Origin of the sequence: Rhizobium sp. 007 (assembly GCF_015353075.1) — a bacterium.
Classification (GTDB): domain Bacteria; phylum Pseudomonadota; class Alphaproteobacteria; order Rhizobiales; family Rhizobiaceae; genus Rhizobium.
The window spans coordinates 374,374-393,755 of sequence record NZ_CP064188.1; the positions used below are offsets into that span (position 1 = coordinate 374,374).

General features: G+C 58.6%; 20 protein-coding genes and 1 pseudogene. 8 read left to right on the forward strand and 13 right to left on the reverse strand.

Features of this window, described 5'->3' with window-relative positions; all coding sequences use genetic code 11:
* Positions 1–62 precede the first annotated feature (62 nt).
* Entirely contained in the window at positions 63–737 is a 675-nt protein-coding gene (locus ISN39_RS22825; RefSeq protein ID WP_194730556.1) for a 4-carboxy-4-hydroxy-2-oxoadipate aldolase/oxaloacetate decarboxylase, read from the forward strand.
* Between the two features lie 93 nt (positions 738–830).
* On the opposite strand, the gene ISN39_RS22830 is transcribed toward ISN39_RS22825, so the two are convergent.
* From ISN39_RS22830 to ISN39_RS22860, 7 genes are all read right to left on the reverse strand, one after another.
* Positions 831–1,229, reverse strand: coding sequence for a hypothetical protein (locus tag ISN39_RS22830; RefSeq protein WP_194730557.1), 399 nt, complete (start codon positions 1,227–1,229; stop codon positions 831–833).
* A gap of 231 nt (positions 1,230–1,460) precedes the next feature.
* Complete coding sequence (locus tag ISN39_RS22835; RefSeq protein WP_194730558.1) at positions 1,461–2,270, reverse strand: IclR family transcriptional regulator; 810 nt, start codon at positions 2,268–2,270, stop codon at positions 1,461–1,463.
* Between the two features lie 20 nt (positions 2,271–2,290).
* Positions 2,291–2,680 carry a RidA family protein gene (locus ISN39_RS22840; RefSeq protein ID WP_194730559.1) on the reverse strand — a complete coding sequence of 130 codons (390 nt, stop codon included), beginning with the start codon at positions 2,678–2,680 and terminating at the stop codon, positions 2,291–2,293.
* Positions 2,681–2,692: 12 nt separating this feature from the next.
* Positions 2,693–3,463: an amino acid ABC transporter ATP-binding protein gene (locus ISN39_RS22845; protein ID WP_194730560.1), complete on the reverse strand. Its 771-nt coding sequence runs from the start codon at positions 3,461–3,463 to the stop codon at positions 2,693–2,695.
* Between the two features lie 12 nt (positions 3,464–3,475).
* Positions 3,476–4,135: an amino acid ABC transporter permease gene (locus ISN39_RS22850; RefSeq protein WP_194730561.1), complete on the reverse strand. Its 660-nt coding sequence runs from the start codon at positions 4,133–4,135 to the stop codon at positions 3,476–3,478.
* A gap of 6 nt (positions 4,136–4,141) precedes the next feature.
* Positions 4,142–4,804: an amino acid ABC transporter permease gene (locus ISN39_RS22855; protein WP_194730562.1), complete on the reverse strand. Its 663-nt coding sequence runs from the start codon at positions 4,802–4,804 to the stop codon at positions 4,142–4,144.
* A 58-nt stretch (positions 4,805–4,862) separates the two neighbouring features.
* The gene (locus ISN39_RS22860) at positions 4,863–5,705 is read right to left on the reverse strand and encodes a transporter substrate-binding domain-containing protein (protein WP_194730563.1); all 843 of its coding nucleotides are present in this window, start codon (positions 5,703–5,705) and stop codon (positions 4,863–4,865) included.
* A 208-nt stretch (positions 5,706–5,913) separates the two neighbouring features.
* Here ISN39_RS22860 and ISN39_RS22865 point away from each other — a divergent pair, with 208 nt between their 5' ends.
* Complete coding sequence (locus ISN39_RS22865; RefSeq protein ID WP_194731883.1) at positions 5,914–6,972, forward strand: D-TA family PLP-dependent enzyme; 1,059 nt, start codon at positions 5,914–5,916, stop codon at positions 6,970–6,972.
* Between the two features lie 19 nt (positions 6,973–6,991).
* On the opposite strand, the gene ISN39_RS22870 is transcribed toward ISN39_RS22865, so the two are convergent.
* On the reverse strand, positions 6,992–8,146 hold the full coding sequence (locus ISN39_RS22870; RefSeq protein WP_194730564.1) for an ROK family transcriptional regulator: 1,155 nt from the start codon (positions 8,144–8,146) through the stop codon (positions 6,992–6,994).
* 244 nt (positions 8,147–8,390) lie between these two features.
* Between ISN39_RS22870 and ISN39_RS22875 the strand changes: the two are divergent.
* From ISN39_RS22875 to ISN39_RS22900, 6 genes and pseudogenes are all read left to right on the forward strand, one after another.
* A pseudogene (locus ISN39_RS22875) lies at positions 8,391–8,846 on the forward strand (ABC transporter permease subunit); the annotation flags it as partial.
* 3 nt (positions 8,847–8,849) lie between these two features.
* Positions 8,850–9,767 (forward strand): ABC transporter permease subunit, encoded by a 918-nt coding sequence (locus ISN39_RS22880; RefSeq protein WP_194730565.1) that lies wholly within the window; start codon positions 8,850–8,852, stop codon positions 9,765–9,767.
* Between the two features lie 2 nt (positions 9,768–9,769).
* Entirely contained in the window at positions 9,770–10,873 is a 1,104-nt protein-coding gene (gene ugpC / locus ISN39_RS22885) for a sn-glycerol-3-phosphate ABC transporter ATP-binding protein UgpC (protein WP_194730566.1), read from the forward strand.
* 14 nt (positions 10,874–10,887) lie between these two features.
* Entirely contained in the window at positions 10,888–11,715 is an 828-nt protein-coding gene (locus ISN39_RS22890) for a glycerophosphodiester phosphodiesterase family protein (protein ID WP_194730567.1), read from the forward strand.
* Complete coding sequence (locus tag ISN39_RS22895) at positions 11,712–12,542, forward strand: inositol monophosphatase (RefSeq protein WP_194730568.1); 831 nt, start codon at positions 11,712–11,714, stop codon at positions 12,540–12,542. The genes ISN39_RS22890 and ISN39_RS22895 overlap by 4 nt, the downstream gene beginning before the upstream one ends.
* A gap of 179 nt (positions 12,543–12,721) precedes the next feature.
* On the forward strand, positions 12,722–13,759 hold the full coding sequence (locus ISN39_RS22900) for a LacI family DNA-binding transcriptional regulator (protein ID WP_074072645.1): 1,038 nt from the start codon (positions 12,722–12,724) through the stop codon (positions 13,757–13,759).
* Positions 13,760–13,765: 6 nt separating this feature from the next.
* Here ISN39_RS22900 and ISN39_RS22905 read toward each other — a convergent pair whose 3' ends face one another.
* The 5 genes from ISN39_RS22905 to ISN39_RS22925 are packed head-to-tail and all read right to left on the reverse strand — an operon-like array spanning position 13,766 to position 19,372.
* Complete coding sequence (locus tag ISN39_RS22905) at positions 13,766–14,812, reverse strand: carbohydrate ABC transporter permease (protein ID WP_194731884.1); 1,047 nt, start codon at positions 14,810–14,812, stop codon at positions 13,766–13,768.
* A 13-nt stretch (positions 14,813–14,825) separates the two neighbouring features.
* Positions 14,826–15,821, reverse strand: a complete 996-nt coding sequence (locus ISN39_RS22910) for a sugar ABC transporter permease (RefSeq protein ID WP_194730569.1) — start codon at positions 15,819–15,821, stop codon at positions 14,826–14,828.
* Between the two features lies 1 nt (position 15,822).
* The gene (gene ugpC, locus ISN39_RS22915; RefSeq protein WP_194730570.1) at positions 15,823–16,929 is read right to left on the reverse strand and encodes a sn-glycerol-3-phosphate ABC transporter ATP-binding protein UgpC; all 1,107 of its coding nucleotides are present in this window, start codon (positions 16,927–16,929) and stop codon (positions 15,823–15,825) included.
* Positions 16,917–18,281 carry a glycoside hydrolase family 28 protein gene (locus ISN39_RS22920; protein ID WP_194730571.1) on the reverse strand — a complete coding sequence of 455 codons (1,365 nt, stop codon included), beginning with the start codon at positions 18,279–18,281 and terminating at the stop codon, positions 16,917–16,919. The genes ugpC (ISN39_RS22915) and ISN39_RS22920 overlap by 13 nt, the downstream gene beginning before the upstream one ends.
* The gene (locus ISN39_RS22925) at positions 18,278–19,372 is read right to left on the reverse strand and encodes a glycoside hydrolase family 88 protein (protein WP_194730572.1); all 1,095 of its coding nucleotides are present in this window, start codon (positions 19,370–19,372) and stop codon (positions 18,278–18,280) included. The genes ISN39_RS22920 and ISN39_RS22925 overlap by 4 nt, the downstream gene beginning before the upstream one ends.
* Between the last annotated feature and the right edge of the window lie 10 nt (positions 19,373–19,382).

Below are 19,382 nucleotides of genomic sequence, written 5' to 3' on the forward strand. Positions count from 1 at the left end.
AAACGCTGAAGACTGCAGGCGGCGGGACGTGCTCGCCGTCGGTCTTACCTAGGGGGTTTTTTATGATCCACATCAGAGACATCGCTGAACGGCCAAGCAAGGCTGATGTCGAGGCACTTTCCAAATTCTCGCCGGCAACAATCCACGAAGCTCAAGGACGCAGGGGAGCGCTTTCCTCTCGCCTTAAGCCGGTTGATTATCGCATGAAGCTGTGCGGTCCGGCCTTCACCGTAAAATGCGCGCCGCGTGACAACATCATGCTGCAGCTCGCCATCAACTACGCAAAGCCAGGCGATATCATCGTCGTGTCGGCCGGCGAATACGAGGAGGCCGGCTCTTTCGGCGACGTTCTGGCCAATGCCTGCCTTGCCAAGGGCATCGGCGGACTGGTGACCGATACCGGAGTGCGCGATACGCTTCAGCTGAGGGAACTCGGCTTCCCGGTTTTCTCGCTCAGCGTTTGCATCAAGGGCACTGTCAAAGAAACGATCGCCGCCGTGAATGATCCGATCATCGTCGGTGGGGAGATCATTAATCCCGGCGATATCATCGTGGGCGATGCCGATGGCCTGGTCGTTGTCCGGCGCGCTGAAGTCCAGGATGCAGCCCGGCTATCGCAGGCCCGCGAGGATGCCGAAGCCGGCTATATCGACGCCTACAAGCAGGGCAAGTCGGTGATCGAAGTCAGCAAGCTTGAACCCGTTTTGAAAGCCAAGGGGCTGGTCGTCGACATCTGAAACCGGCCCGCGCCGAAGTCCAGCTGCTTGTTGCCGGCTTTATTTTGTAGTGCCGCGGCGGATACAATTATTGCCGCGACACACCCCAATCTCCTACGTCAACGGGACATAGGCGCGGCTCCTTCTGTCAAGCCAATCGAGGTCGGTTTTGCCGCCTGCGCGCAGATAGGCTGCGGCCTCAAGAAACAGCGGATGACGCAGATCCCGCTTTGTCGGAAGATGATGGTCTTGCCCTTCGATCCGCGCCATCATTGCCGCCTTTTCAGGCTCGTCGCTATATGCACGCGCCAGAAAGGTCACGGACCCATCTGTGAACTCAAACACATCGTACTCGTAATGGTAGTCGCAAAACCCATCAGCGTCAGGCTCGGATGCATCGATGTGATGCGATACTTCCACCGTCATGGGCCAAGCCGTGCCGTCCCGCCCCAAGACGGCCTTAATGCGCCACAAGGCCACTTCCGCTCGGTAAAACAGCTTTTCGATCTGCAACAAATCTACATGTCAGCGAGGTCTTCCTCGCCCCAGCTTTCTTTCGCGGGCGGGCGGGTGCCGCGCTTGCCCAATTCATGCGCAATCGGCACGTTTGTGGTCGAAACGCATTGTAGTCTCTAGCCCATCTTCCATCTCATCCGCAAGGGTTAGGAACCCGGGCTAAGGTATCACGCTCCTCAGCGCAACCGGTGCGGCCGTCGCGAAATCGAGGCCGGAGTGCTGTTACTCTCAAACGCGCGATGTGGAAGCGCGTCTTGAAAGTGAATTGAATCCGAGCTTTTCGGAAATCTCTTGTGCCGCGTTCAACAGGCTATCGAGATAGGCAGCGCGATTGCGCAGCCCGTCCTCGCGCGGGGCAACCAGGCACAGCGTGGCGATGCAGGCACCATCAGCCTGATAAATCGGGACAGCCAAACAATGGGTAAAATTCTCCACTTCACTATTGAAGGTGAAATATCCATCGCGTGCTGCCTGCCTTGCTTGGGCGATGAAATCCGCCGGCTCCAGCCGGCGGCCGTTTGGCAAAACGAAATCCTCCGGCGGGATAAGTTCAAGGATTTCCTGATCCGAAAGGTTTGACACGAGGAGGCGGCCTGACGCGGTCCAGGGAATGGAAACGAGTTCACCGACATTCGAGGAGATTCGGAACGGTCGGATGCCCTCGCGCATCATCGCAACCGTATATTTGTTGCCCTCGAGCAGACACATCTGCGCCGTCTCACGCGTTTCCTCGGCGAGATGGACCAGCATACGGTCGCACTCGCGCATAAGGTCGAACTGCTCGGCATATGCGGTGCCGAGGAAATAGAGGCGGCGGCCGAGAAAGACCCGGCCGTCGCCGCCCTGATAATCCAACATTCCGTGGTTGAGCAGCAGGTTGACGAGTTCGTAGATTGAGGAGCGCGGCGCCCCGATTTCCGCAGCGATCTCATTCGGGCGCATCGGCCGACGCTTCACACGCAGGAACTCAAGGATCTCGAAGGCGCGATCCAGTCCTCGCGTCCGTCGTGATACCGTGTCGCCGGAGGCTTCGGTCATGTTCTTCTCCGGAGTTGCTGTCAGGCGCGATCGGCGCGATAGGCCACGCAATCGACTTCCACCTTGCAATCGACCATCATCCGCGACTGAACACAAGCACGTGCCGGTGCATTCCCGCCAAAAAATTCAGCATAGACGCCATTGAAGCTCCAGAAATCGCGGGGGTCATCGAGCCATACCCCAACGCGCACGACATCTTTCAGACCGTAGCCGGCTTCGTCGAGAATACTGATCATGTTCTCGATCGCCTTGCGACTCTGTGCGACAATACCGCCGGGCACGATTTCACCCTTTTCCATAGGAACCTGGCCCGAGACATAGAGCCAGCCTGCTGCTTCCGTCGCCCGGGCAAAGGGCAGCGGTTGTCCGCCGGCCCCGGTTTCGCCAGCACCGTAACGCTTGATTGTCATGGGATCTCTCTTCTAGTTGAAACTTGAGGTTTTGAGAAACTCAGCGAGCCGCTCTGTCTTCGGACTGACGAACATTTTCTTCGGGTCGCCTTCCTCGCAGATGACGCCTTGGTTCATGAAGATGACGCGCGACGAAACTTCGTAGGCAAAGCGCATCTCGTGGGTGACGAGCAGCATGGTCATGCCGTCGGCGGCAAGCCCCTTGATGACCTGGAGCACTTCACCCACGAGTTCGGGGTCGAGCGCAGAGGTCACTTCATCAAACAGCATCAGCCGCGGCGACATGGCGATGGCACGGGCGATCGCGACGCGCTGCTGCTGGCCGCCGGAAAGCTGACCGGGATATTGGTCCATGCGAGCGGCGAGGCCAACGCGGTCGAGCCATTTTTCGGCAATGGCGCGGGCTTCCGGCTTCGTCATTTTCTTCACCTTGACGAGGCCAAGCATAATGTTTTCAGCCGCACTCATGTGGGGGAAGAGATTGAACTGCTGAAACGCCATGCCGGTCAGCGCACGCTGGCGTGCAATTTCTTTCTCGCTCTTGCGGCGCCGGGTCACGCCTTCGACGCGATAGCCGATCTCCTCACCGTCCAGGCTAATCGTGCCGCTCTGGAATTCTTCGAGCATGTTGATGCAGCGAAGCAAAGTCGTCTTGCCAGAGCCGGACGAGCCGATGATAGAAATGACTTCACCTTCCTGGACGCTACAATCGACGCCCTTGAGGACTTCGTGGATGCCGTAGGTCTTACGCAGACCCTTGATGTCGAGAATGGTCTTGACCATTGGGGAGCCTCTTCAGGACGGCAGGGCGGTCTTGCGCTCGACATATTTGCCGAACTGCTCGATGCCGTAGTTGACAATGAAATAAAGAGCGCCAGCCAGGAAATAGAACTGCAGGCTCATGAAATTGCGGGAGATGATCTCCTGCGTGCGCAGGAGAAGCTCCGCCACACCGATGACAGAGAGCAGGGTTGAGGCCTTTACCATCTCGGCCGCCGTGTTCACCCACGACGGCAAGCACTGGCGCATGGCCTGCGGCCATAGCACGGAAGTGAAGGTCTGGGTGAAGGTCAGGCCGATCGCCTTGGCGGCTTCGGTCTGTCCCTTGGGGATTGCCTGAAGGGCTCCGCGCACGATTTCGCCGACATGCGAGGAGCAGAAGATCGCAAGTGCGAGGACACCTGCCGAAAACGGCCCGAGATCAACTCCGGCGGCGGAGGAGACGTAATAGCTCGCCAGTACGAGCACGAGCACCGGCGTGCCGCGAATAACGTCCGTATAGGCGCGGACCGTTAATCGCAAAACTGCGCCGCCGTAGACGAGCGCCAAGCCGACGAAAACGCCGAGTACGGAACCCGCGAGGATGGCCAGCAGAGAGATCGATACAGTCATGGCGAGGCCGTTCATGATGACGTATCGGGCGATCCAGAGTTGTTCGAGAAAGGTGTGGGACATCCAGGCTTACCTCGGCAGGGCCAGACGGCCCTCGACGAAACGCATCAAGGCGGCGATGAGGAAACAGGTTGCGACATAGAGGGCGGACGTGACCATCCAGGTCTCTACGACGCGGAAGCTCTCGACGTTGATCTTGCGGGCCGCAAATGTCAGCTCGGGCACGGCGATGGCGGCGGCGAGCGAAGTGTCCTTGAAAAGCGAAATGATCGTTGAAGACAGCGACGGCAGCACGTTACGCAGCATCAGTGGAGCGATGATGGAGCTGCGGATTTGCATCCCCGTCAGGCCGATGGCGAGCCCGGCTTCCGTCAGACCTCCCGGAATTGACAATAATCCGGCCCGAAACACTTCGGCGAGATAAGCACCCGAATATAGGGATAAAACCAGCACGAAGCTTTCCAATTTATCGAGGCGGACGCCCATCTGCGGCAGCGCGAAATAGGCAAATAGCACCAGAACGAGGATCGGCAGGTTGCGGATCACCGTGACATAGAGCTGCGCTGCTGCGACCCCGTAGCGGTTCTTCGACGTCAGTGCGAAGGCCGAAAAAAGTCCGATCACCGCTCCAATCAGGATCGAGATCACCGCAAGGCCAAGGCTAAGCGCGAGTCCGCTCAACAGGAAATCGAAATTACGCCAAACGGCCGCGAAATTCAGAGTGTAACCCATGGCGTGCCTTCCCCTGAGGCTGAGGGAGCGGGAAAACAGGTCCCGCTCCACACGGCTGTTATTTGAATTCGACTGGGAAGCCGATCTGAGGCGGGGTTAGATCTTTGCCGAACCAGGTTTTGAAAGATTTGGCGTAGGTGTCGAACTCAACGCCGGTCATGGCTTCGTGCAGAGCGGTGTTGACGAAGTTCAGCCAATCCTGATCGCCGCGCTTGACGCCGCAGGCGTAGGTTTGCGGGTTCCAGCCGTAGCCGGCATCCTTGTAGCGGCCCGGGCTCTGCGTCATGTACCAGGCGAGCGACGACTGGTCTGTCGCAACTGTATCAGCGCGTCCAGATTCCAGCGCCTGATAAATGAGGTCGACGGATTCATACTGATCCACCTTCGCCTCCGGCAGCGCAGCATGCACCATGGCCTCGGCATAGACATTTTGCAGGACCGAGACGGTGACGGACGAGCCAGCCGCCTTCAGTGCGGCATAATCGGCATATTTTCCGTCCGCTTTGAGCATCAGACCCACACCTTCGCGATAGTAAGGAATGGTGAAGGCAACCTGCTGAGCGCGTTCGCCAGTAACGGTCATGAATTGGCAGGTGATGTCGACCTTGCCCGTCGTTATGTTTGGGATGCGGGCGTCGGAGGACTGGTTCACATACTCAATTTTTTCGGGATCGCCGAAGAGTGCCTTGGCGATGATATGACCCATATCGACGTCGAAGCCCTGAAGCTTGTCGTCTGCGCTCTTGAAGTGCCAGGGCGCATTGGTGCTGCCTGTGCCAAGGACGAGATGGCCGCGGGCAAGCACTTCGTCGAGCTTGCTGCCATCGGCGAGGACGGGCGTAGAAAACAGAGCTGTGGCGACGGCCAGCGACATCGTGCCGGCGAGGAAGGAATTGGTCATCGTGTTCCCCTTGATTGACCGTTTTTCTGATAATCCAATATAGCGGACATATGTCTGTGTTATTGGATTGACATATCAAGAGGTATGAGGAATGACTTGTCAATAGGCTCTGCCATAAAGATGCAGCGTCGATTGACGACAGGTTTCCGGCGGTGCAGCATTCCCCATACCGTTTTCAGAGGCTCCCATGCCCTTCTCATCTAAAGATTTGACGGCGATCGACACGCCGGCGGTGCTTATCGATCTCGACATCGCGAAGCGGAACATCCAGCGCTTCCAGGATTATGCAGACAGGCACGGTCTCCGTGTGCGCCCGCACATCAAGACACACAAGCTGCCAGCCGTCGCAGAGATGCAGCTTGCAGCGGGCGCAATCGGCGTCACCTGCCAGAAGGTTTCGGAAGCCGAGGCGATGGTTTCCGGCAGCAACGCCATACGCGACGTACTGATCACCTACAACATCATGGGTGCTGCCAAGCTGGAGCGCCTAAAGGCGTTGGCCGGAAAAGTAAATCTGTCGGTCGTCGCCGATAGCCGCGCGGTCGTCGACGGGCTGTCGGCGGCTTTCCATGCCGCGCCTGCGCCGTTGGCGGTGCTCGTGGAATGTAATACGGGCGCGAACCGCTGCGGCGTCGCGACGGTCGAGGAGGCCGAGAACTTGGCTGTCGCGATCCAGGCGGCACCCGGCCTCGTTTTCGGCGGGCTAATGACCTATCCGCCGGCAGGCGGCGAGGCGCAGGTCGAACGTTTCATGAGGCAGGCCACTACCCGCATCAATGCGCGGGGACTCACCGTTCCGGTTGTTTCCTCAGGCGGTACGCCGTCCATGATGCATGCGGCCGAGTCCCCGATAACGACGGAGTATCGTCCCGGAACCTATGTCTACAATGACCGATCGCTCGTGGCGCGCGGCGTCTGCGGCTGGGAGGACTGTGCACTGAACGTGCTCGCCACCGTCGTCTCCGTTCCCGCACCGGATCGAGCTGTGATCGACGCCGGATCCAAGACGCTGACCTCAGACTTGCTCGGCCTTGTGGGTTACGGTCATGTGCTCGGACGCGACGACGTTACGATCGACCAGCTTTCGGAAGAGCATGGAAGGCTGGTCAGCACGGGCGCGATCGGCCTTACGGTCGGGGACAAGGTGCGGATCGTGCCAAATCATGTCTGCGTCGTCACCAATATGGTTGACGCGGTCATGGTGACGAGTGGCGATCGGACTGGAGCGGAAATCTGGCCCGTCGTCGCGCGTGGAAAAATTGTTTGACGATGAAGTTGCCTGTTGTCTAGTAAAAGGTTGATCGAAAAGGCGTAATCGCAGCCCCCATGGCCGAGGCGTCGCTGCCGATCTCAGAAACAATGAGTTTTGGGCGCGGACGATCCACACCATAACGCGGGCGGCCAAACAACTCGGTGCGATCGATCATCATCTGGGCCAGGTCCGAGGGGACCTGTCCGCCGAAGACGATCGCCTGGGGGTCGAAGATCGCCCATATTGCGTTGACGAGGCGGTTGTAGGCCGGGGTAATCTCATCCACCCATTCGACGACGCCCGGCCATTGCGGATTGAAATATTTGCGCATGTAGGTGATGGAAGGGACATGGATGCCGTTCCGGCTGAGCCGTTCGATCAGAAGCTGCAGAGCCGGCCGGCGCTGGTTTTCTTGATTGTCATAGATGCCGGAGAACTCTCCGGCATTGCCATTTCCGCCCAGAAGCAGTTCTCCGTCGCTGATCAATCCGCCGCCGAAGCCGTAGTTGAAGCTTAGATAGGCGAAGTGCTTGATGTAACGGCCGACGCCGAACATGGATTCGGCGACAGCACCGGTATTGGCGCCGTTATGCACCCAGACCGGCTTACCGAAGAATTCGGCAAGCAGTGGCCCAAGTTCGATCAGCGACCATTCGTGGAGCGGCAGCGGCGCATTATAACGGGTTCCCCCCACGTGATAGCCGGCAATGGCAAAACCGATGCCGAAGAATGCGTCCGGCGACAATTCCTTGATTTTCTGCTGTTCGGCAAGCTGCTCACGGATCAGGTCGAGAGACTGCGCCATCGTGTGTTCGCGCAGCGTCACGCTGGTCTCGGCGAGGATATTGCCTGCCAGATCCATCAAACAGAGGCCGATGACGTCGGTATTGACGGATATCCCGCACGAATAGGCATAGCGGCCTTCCAGCCTCAGTGTGGGGCTCGGCTGACCGCGGCCGACACCGGGTTTCGGAGAGCCGAAGCCGACGATACCGCGTTCTGCCAGCTGGTCGATGATGCGGTATACCGATTGTTGGGTAAGATCGGTATGAGCCGTCACTTCCGAGCGCGACAGTCCAGGATGGCGCCAGATAAGTCGCAGGAGATTGCGCTCGTTGGGCGAGACGACGCCTTCCTCAGTGGCCCTTAGAAATCGGCGGGCAATGATCGCTTCGGGGAAATAGGGCATCTCTTACAAACCGGTCGGTAATTACTATGCATGTGTAATAATTCTGGCCTGTCTCAACGTCGAAATGGCTCAGTTGCATCTTGCAATATCGAGAAATATCGGCTGCGGCAAGCTTTTCAAAACCGTCATCCAATTGTTACACGCAAAGTGTAGAAATCGGCACGTTCATGGTCTGGATTAAGTTCGACCGTATTTTTCAGGACAGGTGAGAGCGATTATGAAGATTTCGACGCTGGCGGCTGCAGGCATCTGGGCGCCCGGCATAGACGGTACGGACGCCTTCATCACGCTTGTCGCCGCGCATGTCTGGGGCGGCATTCCGTTCAACTTCGTCATCATCCTGGCAGGATTGCAATCAATCCCACGCACCATGCACCAGGCTGCGGCGATGGACGGGGCAGGGCCCTGGCGGCGCATCCTCGACGTGCAACTGCCCCTGATCATGCCGCAGCTTTTCCTGACGCTGGTTCTGGAGTTCACCGAAAGCGTAACGTCTGCCTTCGCACTCATCGATACGATCACCGATGGCGGTCCGGGCGGGGCGACCACGCTGCTCGTCTACAAGATCTATGTGGACGGTTTCAGTGGATACGATCTTTCCGGCGCCTCGACGCAGACCGCGATCCTGATGGTCTTCGTCATCGCCCTTACTGCCGCCCAGTTCATGTTTGTCGGCCGGCGCATCAATTACGAGAGGTGAGCCATGGTTGAAGACGCGCGTTCGCTCAATTTCGCTGCCAGCCTCATCCTTTTGATCGGCATACTCTATATATCCGGGCCGCTCTATATGACGCTTGCGACAGCCTCGCATTCCTACGAATTCATGCTGCGCAACGGACTTGCCTGGTACCCGGGCGACGAGCTTCTTGCCAATATGGCGCGCGTCTTTTCGGAGACGCACATCCCGATCCAGATGCTCAACAGCTTTCTGGTGGCGCTCGGCAATGCGGCGGCGACCTGTGTCCTGTCGCTTCTGTCTGCCTATGCGATCGTCTATTTCCGGGTGCGATGGGCCGGTGTTGCCTTCGCGCTGATCCTTGCCACAATCATGCTGCCGCTGGAGATCCGCGTCATCACCACCTATCAGGTGGCGTCGAACGTCTTTTCCCCGCTGAACGGGTTGCTTGACGTCACCGGTCTCAACGATCTGATCGCACAAATCGCCGGAGCTCCCGTTCATCTCGAATGGAGCGTGCTCAACACACATTTTGGCCTGATCGCGCCGCTTGTCGCCCATGGCACAGGAACCTTCCTCTTCCGGCAGTTCTTCCGCACGTTGCCGACGGATCTGTTCAAGGCTGCACGCATGGACGGCGCCGGGCCGATCCGGTTTCTCTTCGATATTATTCTGCCTCTATCACGCACCAGCTTCGCAGCACTTTTCGTACTGACGTTCCTCAGCGGCTGGACGCAATATCTGTGGCCGCTCGTCGGTGCATCGACACCTGACATGCAGACTGCCGTGGTGGGGCTTGCGCGGCTCGTCCCGGACGCCGAGGGCACCGTGCCGGACTTTCCGATGATCATGGCCGGTGCCGTGATCGTTTCCATCATTCCCCTCGCAATGATCGCGCTTCTGCAACGCTATCTCGTGCAGGGTCTCGTCCTTTCGGAGAAATAGCAATGAACGCCATCGATACGGCCATCCGAGCCGCAGCTGCCGATATCAAGCTCGCAGGCGTTGCGAAGGCTTATGACGCCCAGACCGTCGTTATTCCGCCGATGGATGTGCAACTCAAGGCAGGCGAATTCACCGTCGTGCTTGGCCCTTCCGGCTGCGGCAAATCCACGCTTCTGCAGATGATCGCCGGGCTTGAACGCGTCAGTGGAGGGAAGATCGTCATCGGCGATCGGGAAGTGCAGGACCTCGAGCCGAAGCAGCGCGGCTGTGCCATGGTCTTCCAGAATTACGCGCTCTATCCACATATGACCGTGCTCGAGAATATGGCCTATAGCCTTAAAGTCGCAGGCCTACCGAAGGTGGAGCGTGCCGAGCGGGTAGAGGCGGTCGCGAAGATGCTCGGCCTTTCTGATTATCTTCATCGCAAGCCGGGGCAATTGTCGGGCGGCCAGCGCCAGCGCGTTGCGATCGGCCGCGCCATCGTGCGCGAACCAGGCGTACTGCTCTTCGACGAGCCGCTTTCAAACCTCGATGCGCAGCTCAGGCACGATATGCGCGTTGAACTTGCCGAACTCCATCGGCGCATCGGCGCCACAACCATTTTCGTCACCCATGACCAGGTGGAAGCGATGACACTCGCCGACCGCATCCTGATCCTCAACAGAGGGCGCATCGAACAATTTGATACACCGAAGGCTATTTACCACCATCCAGCTTCGGTCTTTGTCGCAAAATTCATCGGCGCTCCGCCAATGAATATTCTGCCGGTGACCGGCGATGGTTCCGCATTGCGGCTGGCTGACGGGCAAGTCGTGGCCGAAGCCTCTTTGACCGGCAATTATCAGCTTGGCATTCGTCCAGAAGACATCGTCGCCAGTGGCCACGGCGCCGGACGGCTTTGCAAGGCAATGCTGCGTTTTCGCGAAGACCTTGGCTCCCATTCGGTACTGGCGGCCGAGCTGGCCGGATTGGTAGTCCGCATCGCGACACCCTTCGGCGTCGACACTGCCGACCTCGTTGAGCTCTCCCTGAATTTCCCTCCTTCCCGGCTGCATCTTTTCGATGCGCAGACAGGCCGGGCCATAGCCGGTGTCTTCGGCGCCTAAAGAAAGAAAGCCTCATGACCTACAAAGACTTTATCGCCGATCCGGCGCGTTCCTGTGCCGTCGTTGCTCACCGCGGTGCCTGGCATGGTGCGCCGGAAAACAGTCTGGCTGCCATCGAAAAGGCCATCGCGCTCGGCTGTGAAATAGTGGAACTCGATGTCCGCAAAAGTGCTGATGGCGAGCTTTTCCTGATGCATGACGATACCCTCGAGCGCATGGCCGGTATCGACCGGGTGGCCGAGAGTCTCACGATGGCGGAACTCCGGTCGATTGCCTTGCGTGATGGAGACGGCGGTGAAATCCGTGCGCTCACGGATCAGCGCATTCCCACGCTGAAACAGGCTTTGGAGGTCGTCCGCGGCCGCATCTTCGCCGACCTCGACCTCAAGGACAGGGCGCTTTTTCCGGAAGTCGCGGCCTTGGCGCGCGCAGAGGCTGCGAGTAACGATGTCGATCTGAAGACCACGATACACACCAGCGCCGATGTCGCATGGGTTCGTGCCCAAAATCTCGACGGCGTACCGTTCATGGGCATGGCGCTCTTTACCGCCGAAGGCACGAAAGACACGCTTGCTGTGCTCGCCGAACTTTCGCCCTTCATGTGCGAGATCCGCTTCGACAGCCTGGAGACGATCGCACGCAACCGCGAATCCTTCGTCAAAGCGGGCATGGCGCTTTGGGTCAACACGCTCGATCAGCCGGGTAGCGGCGAATGGACCGATAGCGCTGCGCTTGCCGATCCGGATTCTATCTGGGGCCGGTTGATCGACGCCGGCATCAGCGTTATCCAGACCGACCAGCCCGCCGCCCTGAAATCTTACCTGGAAGTTCGCAAGGCATGACCATGATTTCCGATGCCGTGATCTCCGTTCTGATGGAGGATATGCGCCAGGCAGGCGAGGCGGAGATCCTGCCCAGGTTTCTCGGCGTGACCGCAGATGGCATCCGCACGAAGACTGCACCGGACGATCTGGTAACAGATGCCGATATCGGAGCGGAACGCCGATTGTCCGAGGCGTTTTCGGCACACTTCCCTGAGGCACTGCTGGTGGGCGAAGAGGCGGTTTCGGCCGATCCGGAGCTGCTTGCGCGCCTGACGAATACTGATCTCGCCGTGATCATCGACCCTGTCGACGGAACATGGAATTTCGCCCATGGCGTCCCTTTGTTCGGCATGATCGTTGCCATCGTTTCCGGCGGCGAAACCGTGGCCGGGCTGATCCACTATCCCCTGACCGGCGACTTTCTTGTCGCGCGGCCAGGCAAAGGTGCCTGGCATGTCGCTCGGAACGGAAGGCCGACCCGCCTCAGCGTTGCCGCGCCCGGTCCTGTCGGCGAAATGCATGGATTCGTGCCGCTGCATGTGTTCTTGCCTGAGGAGCAGGGGGCTTTGGCTCCGCGCCTGCGCCATTTCGGCCGCACGACCACGTGGCGCTGCTCGGCTTTCGAATACCGGATGGTCGCCACTGGCGCGATGAGCTTCTCCCTGAATGCGGAATTGAAGCCCTGGGACCATGCGGCAGGCGTTCTGATCCACCGCGAAGCGGGCGGCTATGGGGCTTTGCTGAACCGCGAGCCGTATCGCCCGGGGATGTCGAAGGGTCGGCTGCTGCTGGCGCCGGACCTGAGCAGCTGGGAGGAAATCAGGGCAGTCTTGTCGACGGAATGACGTCTTTTCGCAAAGGCCGCCGCGACCAGAGATCCGTTGCGGCAGCTTTGCGGTCGATCTTCGGCGAAGATCTCGCAAATTATTGGCATAATACACATGGCGTTTTGAAAGTTTTTATGTAAAAACATCGAGTTAGCTCACATGCCTTCGAAGGCGCGATTAGAACTCGTGACGGAAAAGTGGAACGCAAAGTCAATCTCAAAGATGTCGCGCGCGATGCGGATGTGTCCCTCAGCACGGCCTCGCACGCCCTGAACGGAACCGCCCCACTCACGATCGAAGTACGTGAGAGGGTTTTGAATTCAGCAAAACGTCTGGGTTATCTCGAGCGCCGAAGGAAGAGGGCGACAATTGCGGCGTTGCGTGTCTTGCTGCTTGCAATTCCCGACGATGCCGCTCCGCAAAGTGACCTCAACTTGGTGAGCTGGACGATCCTCAACGGCCTTCGGAAGGAATGTGAGCGACGCGGGATAAGAACCGTACCCTTCGTCAGCACCGGCCGGAGAATCGATGGTAATCAGGTAAGGCAGATTGCGCTTTCGGAGCGCGCTGATGGTATCGTGATCTTGAATGACGATCAGCCGGAACTCATCCGAAGTCTTGCTTCTGCCGGCATGCCCGTCGTCATCATAAACGGCGAAGATCCGGCCATGCTGGTCGATACGGTGACGCCGGAAAACCGCTTCGGAGCGCGGTTGGGTATCGAACATCTGCTGGCGCTCGGACATCGTCAAATTCTGCACCTGACCTGGAAGGGGCGAACGACGATCCAGCGCCGATATGACGGCTTTTCCGACGCGTTTCTTGCCGCGCAGCTTCCTGTTCTGGACGGCATGATCCTTGAGGCTGAAGGATATGAACCCAGACATGGCGAGGCTGCCATCAATGCGCTGCTTGATCAGGATCCTGAAATGCGAGGGGCGACCGCCATCTTTTGCGCCGCCGACAACCTGGCGCTTGGATGCCTGAAGGCATTGGCTGATCGCGACATTCGCGTGCCGGAGGCGATTTCCGTGCTGGGATTCGATGATATCGTCCGAGGCGAGTTCAGCCGTCCACCATTGTCGACAATCAGTGTTCCGGCCGACAGGCTCGGCGCTGCTGCCTTGTCCCTGATCGAACAGCGGCTGATCGCCAATGATCCGCACCGGCCGGCCCACCGCCTGGAACTGGGATGCCATCTCGTTTTGCGTGGCAGCATTGCCCCGCCACGCTGACCGGGATCACTTCATCCCGGTTCCGGCGATACCTGTGGTGATGTATTTCTGCAGAAACACGAACACGATCGTCACAGGCAGCAGGCTGAGAAAAGTCATCGCAAGGATGTAATGCCACTGCACCGAGAATTCTCCCTGAAATGCATTCAGGCCGACCTGCAGCGTAAAATTCTCGCGGCTGTTGAGGACGATAAGCGGCCAGAGGAAATCATTCCAGCGCCAAAGGACGGAGAAGATCGCCAGCACCGCCAAGGCAGGCGCCGTCAGCGGCAGAATGATACGCCAGAAGATGCAAAATTCGCTGGCCGCATCAACGCGTGCAGCCTCAATGAGTTCATCGGGAATCGTCAGCATATATTGTCGCAGCAAAAACACGGCTGTCGGAGAGGCGATCGTCGGAAGGATGACGCCCCAGAGGTTGTCGGCAAGACCAACGCCAACGACCACCAGATATGCCGGGACCATGACGACGGCGAGCGGGATCATCAAGGTTGAAATGATGATCACGAAAACCGTCTTGTCCCCGCGAAACCGGTATTTCGACAATGCGAAAGCTGCCATGGCATTGACCAGGAGTGTCAAAACCGTTGCGACGAACGTGACAAACACCGAGTTCTTGAGGAAGGTCAGGAAGTTGAAACGCGTCAATGGATCGGCGTAGTTTTGTGTGGCCACGGTCAACCGCTGCACGGGTGTGATACTCTTTACATCGACGCTGACGGGCTTTTCCGGACTGACAGGGTCAACCATTTGGGCTTTGAGGCCGATACGGCGGACCATCGCCATTTCGCGCTTCTCACCATCAATGGTGACCTGCCAAAGGCTAAGCGGCTTGTCGAATCCGGGTACAGTCTGCTCGACGGCAGCGCGGGGAAGCAGCGTCGGCGGAAACCGGGTGATTTCAGCCGCCGGCTTCAGCGAGGAAAGGCCCGCCCAGACAACGGGAACAAGCACCGCAAGGGTTCCGGCAAATAGCCAGATCCATGACAATATGTCGGTCATATCGATGCGTCCGGCCCGGCGCGTGCGCGTGAGAAACCTGATGGGGTTCATAAGGTTATTCATTTTATGACTCCATTCGCCGGCCAAGGCGCAGCTGTATCAACGTCAGTACCAAGAGCACCAATCCCATGAGAACCGATGCCGCGGATGCAAGGCCGAAGAGACGCAGATCGCTGCTGAAAGCCATCTGGTAGATGTATTGCACGATAAAGCTGTTGGCTGTGCCCGGGCCACCGCCGTTCGTAAGAACCCAGGCTTCGTCGAAGATCTGGACGGACCGGATCATCAGAAGAATCAGAACGACCAGAAGGTTCGGCCCCAACAGGGGCAGCGTGATCCTGAAAAGCGTGCGGCGAGGCGAGGCTGCATCGATTGACGCGGCTTCATAAAGCTCCTTCGGGATGGCCTGGAGACCGGCCAGGAGGATGAGGGTGTAAAAACCCATGTGAAACCAAACGGAGACGACCACGACGAAGAAGCGCGACCAACCGACATCCAGAAGGAAGATTTCCGGGGGTACGCCGAGCATCTGCAGGAAGGCGTTAAGCAGACCATTTCGATCAAGGAACCATTTCCAGATCAGGCCGATAACGACGGGAGACAGCAATACCGGATAGAAGAAGATTGCTCTGAAGAAGCCTCGCGCGGCAATTGCTCGATTAAGTATCAGTGCGGTGATCAGGGCGACGAGCAATGTGGCGACGACGTTGAATGCCACGAACCAAAGCGTATTCCACACAGCCGTCCAGAAAAGCGATTCCCGGCAAGTTCCGGGCCTCAGATAGTCATCGCAGGCAAGCAGGGTGCGAAAATTGTCCAAGCCGACAAACGGCCGGTCCGACACGAAAAGGTTCGTCCCGCCCGTAAAGGCGTAACCCACGGCGATTGCGATGGGGAGGAACGTGAATATGCCGAACAGAACCAAATTCGGTGCCAGAAACAGCCATGGCATGCGTTTCCGGCCGAGGACGCGCTCCATCCCGTTCACGGGGGCCTCGACCACTCGCATGATCGTTTCGCCTGCCTGATAAAGGACCGCACCTTTCTTGAGCGTCGTCATATCAGAGCCTCCCTTGGCCTTGCCGCCGGCCAAACGCCAGGCCGCTTTCGGGATCGAAGAGATGAACGCGCACAGGCACAGAGTTGATCAGGACGCGGTCACCTGGTGACGGCGCGAAATGACCTGGCTCGTGAATGATGATCTGCTCGTCCTGCCCCTCCAGGTTGCCGTAGACATAGGTTTCGGTTCCAAGCCCCTCATGATACTGGACGACGAACGGCAACCCATCTTGACCGGAGCGTGAAAAGTGCGCAGGCCTGACGCCGGCAAGCACTGCCTGGCCAACCTGAATTCCGGAAAGATCCACGTCACTGATCAGCTTGCCGCCGTTGCCGACGTCGACGATAACGCCGCTTTCACCGATACCGGCGACTTTACCCTTTATGATGTTCATGCGTGGAGAACCGAGAAAGCCTGCCACAAAAAGATTTCGCGGGTAATCAAACAATTCAAGCGGAGCGCCCACCTGCTCTACCTGTCCGCTGCGCAGCACGACGATCTTGTCCGCCATTGTCATCGCCTCGACCTGGTCATGGGTGACGTAGATCATCGTGGTTTTGATCTCACGATGGAGTTTTGTGATTTCGGCTCGCGTCTGGACGCGCAGTGCGGCGTCGAGGTTCGAAAGCGGCTCGTCGAAGAGAAAGATATCCGGTTCGCGCACGATTGCCCGGCCGATCGCCACGCGCTGGCGCTGCCCGCCTGAAAGTTGCTTCGGACGCCGGTCGAGATAGGGCTCGATTGCCAGCATCCTGGCCGCTTCGGCAATCCGCGCCTCGATCTCGGCGCGCTTGAACTTGAGGTTCTCCAAGCCGAAAGCGAGGTTCTTGCGAACGCTCATATGCGGATAAAGCGCGTAGGACTGGAAGACCATGGCGATCTTGCGTTCGGCGGGCGAAAGCTGGCCTACATCCCGCCCTCCGATAGAGATTGCGCCGGATGTTATGTCTTCGAGACCCGCGATGATGCGCAGCAAGGTCGACTTGCCGCATCCGGAGGGACCAACAAAAACGACGAACTCGCCATCCTTGATATCAAGTTCGACATCATGCAGGACCTTGATGGCGCCATATGACTTGTTGACGGTGGAAAGCTTCAGTTCTGCCATGCCCTGCTCCCATCAGGTGTCGCCGTTTCGAAGGCGACGTCTATCTTGTTCCATCCCTGCGGCAGGGGTGCTGGCCTTTTAATCAGCACCTCTTCCAGAAAGATACCCGTGACCCCGGCCACGTAGGCGGCTGGCATTCCTCCCGGATAGCGCTCAAGACCGATCACCCGTCCGTCTGAACCGCGCGTCCAGGCATTGGCGCGGCCGCCTCCATCGGCACGCGGCGCCAAATCCGCATTCGTCGGGCGCAGGTCATAGAATTGTCCTGTGCCCAGTTGCCCGGGCTGCTGGACCAGGTTTATGCGCGCCATCCGGATGTTTCGAATGCCGGCGGAAGACGTCGAAATCAAACTGATCGCCCCCTCCATTCGGCCGGTTATGTCTTCGACGATCAGGTTCTCGATCGCCCCGGCAGTCCGCGCCGCGACGCGGTCGACGACATTGATCGTCAACGCTTCTCCCGAACCCCAGAAGCCGTCGAGCGTTTCGTGGCACTCTACTCTAATTCTCGAAAATCTGACGTTCGATATCCGACCGCCGTCGCGCGAGAAAACTCCGAGCGCACGGTTGGAGGCCGAGACATTGCAATCCTCGAATACGGCATTTGTGATATCGCCATGCGTTTCCGTTCCGATCTTAAGGGCGCAACTCAAGCTTTGGATCGAGCATCGGCGGACGAGAATATTTTCGCATTGCCCTATGGCGCCACCCGCCGGACCCATACTCGTCTTCAGGCAAACGCCGTCGTCAGCGGTCGATATCAGGCAATCTTCGATGATGGCGCCGCGGCATGCATCGAGAACGATACCGTCCGTATTGGGAAGACGATGGTCGTTCTCGATCCTCACTCCCCTGACCGCAACATCCGTGCAGTCGACAAAATGCAGCGTCCACATCGGCGAGCGGGATATATGGATGGAACTGATCTCAACCCCGTCACACGCCTCGAAAACGACAACGCGCGGTCGAAAATCGGCCGGGATGAATGTCCCTACCGTCTTGTCGTCACCGACGATGAAGTCGTCGCAACCGGCTTCGAGGCGGCCGAAGCCCGTCAGGCTTATCCGCCGCGCATTTTTGGCGACGATCATGCCGCGGTTTGATTTTTCGGCAATGACCGAAACGGTCGTATGTGCATACGCGTCATAGTCCGGGACCGGACGCAGGATCGCGCCGGTGGCCAGATGAAGATCGACGTCGGATTTGAGCTGGAGCCCCCGGCAAAAATGGATACCCGCCTCAAGTACCACGCGCCCGCCGCCTGAAGCCGACGCTTGGTCGATCGCTGCTTGCAATCGAGCGGTATCGTCGCTGCCGGCCGCATCGATCGAGATTGGAGACGCCGCGCTCATTGCAGGTGACCGCGCTCCATAAGGACTTCCGTCAGGAGCAGCATGGTGAGCGCCTGGCCGTAAGGCGTCGGCACATTCGGTATGCGCCTATAGAAATCGAGGTCGTGGCCCATCGGTGTGCCGTCCGAAACACCATGGACCACGCCTTCCTCGTCGATGCGTGCCAGCACGGCCGAAAGCGCCCGCTCGGCGTAGATCCGGTCGCTGCTATCCAGAATGCCGGCATCTACGCCACGCAGGATGCCGTAGGCAATTCCGGCGGTGGCTGACGTCTCCAGTGGCGACGAGGGGTCGTCCAACAAGGTTGTGAACATTCCATCCGGCCTCTGGCACGCCTTGAGCGAGCGTACCTGGCTCGCAAGAACATTGGAAAGGTAACGCCGGTCCTTCTCCCCCAGCATCGGCACAAGCTCGAACAGCTCCGGGATGGCCACCGTGATCCAGGCATTGCCGCGAGCCCAAAAGGCATTGGCAAAATTGTGCCGTCCATTGAAGGTCCAGCCATGATACCATAGCCCACTCACCGGATCCGACAGGTAGCGCGTGTGGATCACGAACTGATAGACGGCTTCGTCGATCCATTCGTCGCGTTTGCAAAGCACGCCAGCGCGCGCGAGAAAGAGGCAGGCCATGAACAGCGTGTCGTCCCAAAGCTCGCCCTCGTTGAGGCGTTCCTTGACAACGTGTTGAAAGCCACCGTCCTCGGTTTTGGGCAGTTCCTTTACCAACCATTCGGCCCAGTCTTCGACAAGGGCGACAAAATCGGGACGATCGACATGCTGAACGAGGATGGCAAGCGGCAGCATCGGGGCCGTGCTGTTGATCTGGCGTGGCGGTAGGCCCCGCTCGATCTGGCTGCTGTACCAGGCCACAAGGTCCTGAAGCGCTTTTTGATCATTGGTGGAAATCGCGCGTCTTAGGAAGCCGTAAAGACCAACGCCGACTTCCCAATCCCATTCGTCGAACTGGATCCCCGAGGTGGACTCGGCGGTCGCCAGGCCTTCCCTGATGCCCTTGAGACGGCTGAAAGCCATCGCGACCCGATCGATGGTCGAAAGAAGGGCGGTATTGTCGACAGAGGTTGGGTTCATGCTGGCACCT

What these genes read in the sequence shown, in the direction of transcription:
- ISN39_RS22860 (WP_194730563.1), bottom strand. Translation starts at nt 5,705, where the DNA reads ATGACCAATTCCTTCCTCGCCGGCACGATGTCGCTGGCCGTCGCCACA.
- ISN39_RS22920 (WP_194730571.1), bottom strand. Translation starts at nt 18,281, where the DNA reads ATGAGCGCGGCGTCTCCAATCTCGATCGATGCGGCCGGCAGCGACGAT.
- ugpC (WP_194730570.1), bottom strand. Translation starts at nt 16,929, where the DNA reads ATGGCAGAACTGAAGCTTTCCACCGTCAACAAGTCATATGGCGCCATC.
- ISN39_RS22855 (WP_194730562.1), bottom strand. Translation starts at nt 4,804, where the DNA reads ATGGGTTACACTCTGAATTTCGCGGCCGTTTGGCGTAATTTCGATTTC.
- ISN39_RS22845 (WP_194730560.1), bottom strand. Translation starts at nt 3,463, where the DNA reads ATGGTCAAGACCATTCTCGACATCAAGGGTCTGCGTAAGACCTACGGC.
- ISN39_RS22905 (WP_194731884.1), bottom strand. Translation starts at nt 14,812, where the DNA reads ATGAACCCCATCAGGTTTCTCACGCGCACGCGCCGGGCCGGACGCATC.
- ISN39_RS22890 (WP_194730567.1), top strand. Translation starts at nt 10,888, where the DNA reads ATGACCTACAAAGACTTTATCGCCGATCCGGCGCGTTCCTGTGCCGTC.
- ISN39_RS22825 (WP_194730556.1), top strand. Translation starts at nt 63, where the DNA reads ATGATCCACATCAGAGACATCGCTGAACGGCCAAGCAAGGCTGATGTC.
- ISN39_RS22840 (WP_194730559.1), bottom strand. Translation starts at nt 2,680, where the DNA reads ATGACAATCAAGCGTTACGGTGCTGGCGAAACCGGGGCCGGCGGACAA.
- ISN39_RS22925 (WP_194730572.1), bottom strand. Translation starts at nt 19,372, where the DNA reads ATGAACCCAACCTCTGTCGACAATACCGCCCTTCTTTCGACCATCGAT.
- ISN39_RS22835 (WP_194730558.1), bottom strand. Translation starts at nt 2,270, where the DNA reads ATGACCGAAGCCTCCGGCGACACGGTATCACGACGGACGCGAGGACTG.
- ISN39_RS22910 (WP_194730569.1), bottom strand. Translation starts at nt 15,821, where the DNA reads ATGACGACGCTCAAGAAAGGTGCGGTCCTTTATCAGGCAGGCGAAACG.
- ISN39_RS22850 (WP_194730561.1), bottom strand. Translation starts at nt 4,135, where the DNA reads ATGTCCCACACCTTTCTCGAACAACTCTGGATCGCCCGATACGTCATC.
- ISN39_RS22870 (WP_194730564.1), bottom strand. Translation starts at nt 8,146, where the DNA reads ATGCCCTATTTCCCCGAAGCGATCATTGCCCGCCGATTTCTAAGGGCC.
- ISN39_RS22895 (WP_194730568.1), top strand. Translation starts at nt 11,712, where the DNA reads ATGACCATGATTTCCGATGCCGTGATCTCCGTTCTGATGGAGGATATG.
- ISN39_RS22880 (WP_194730565.1), top strand. Translation starts at nt 8,850, where the DNA reads ATGGTTGAAGACGCGCGTTCGCTCAATTTCGCTGCCAGCCTCATCCTT.
- ugpC (WP_194730566.1), top strand. Translation starts at nt 9,770, where the DNA reads ATGAACGCCATCGATACGGCCATCCGAGCCGCAGCTGCCGATATCAAG.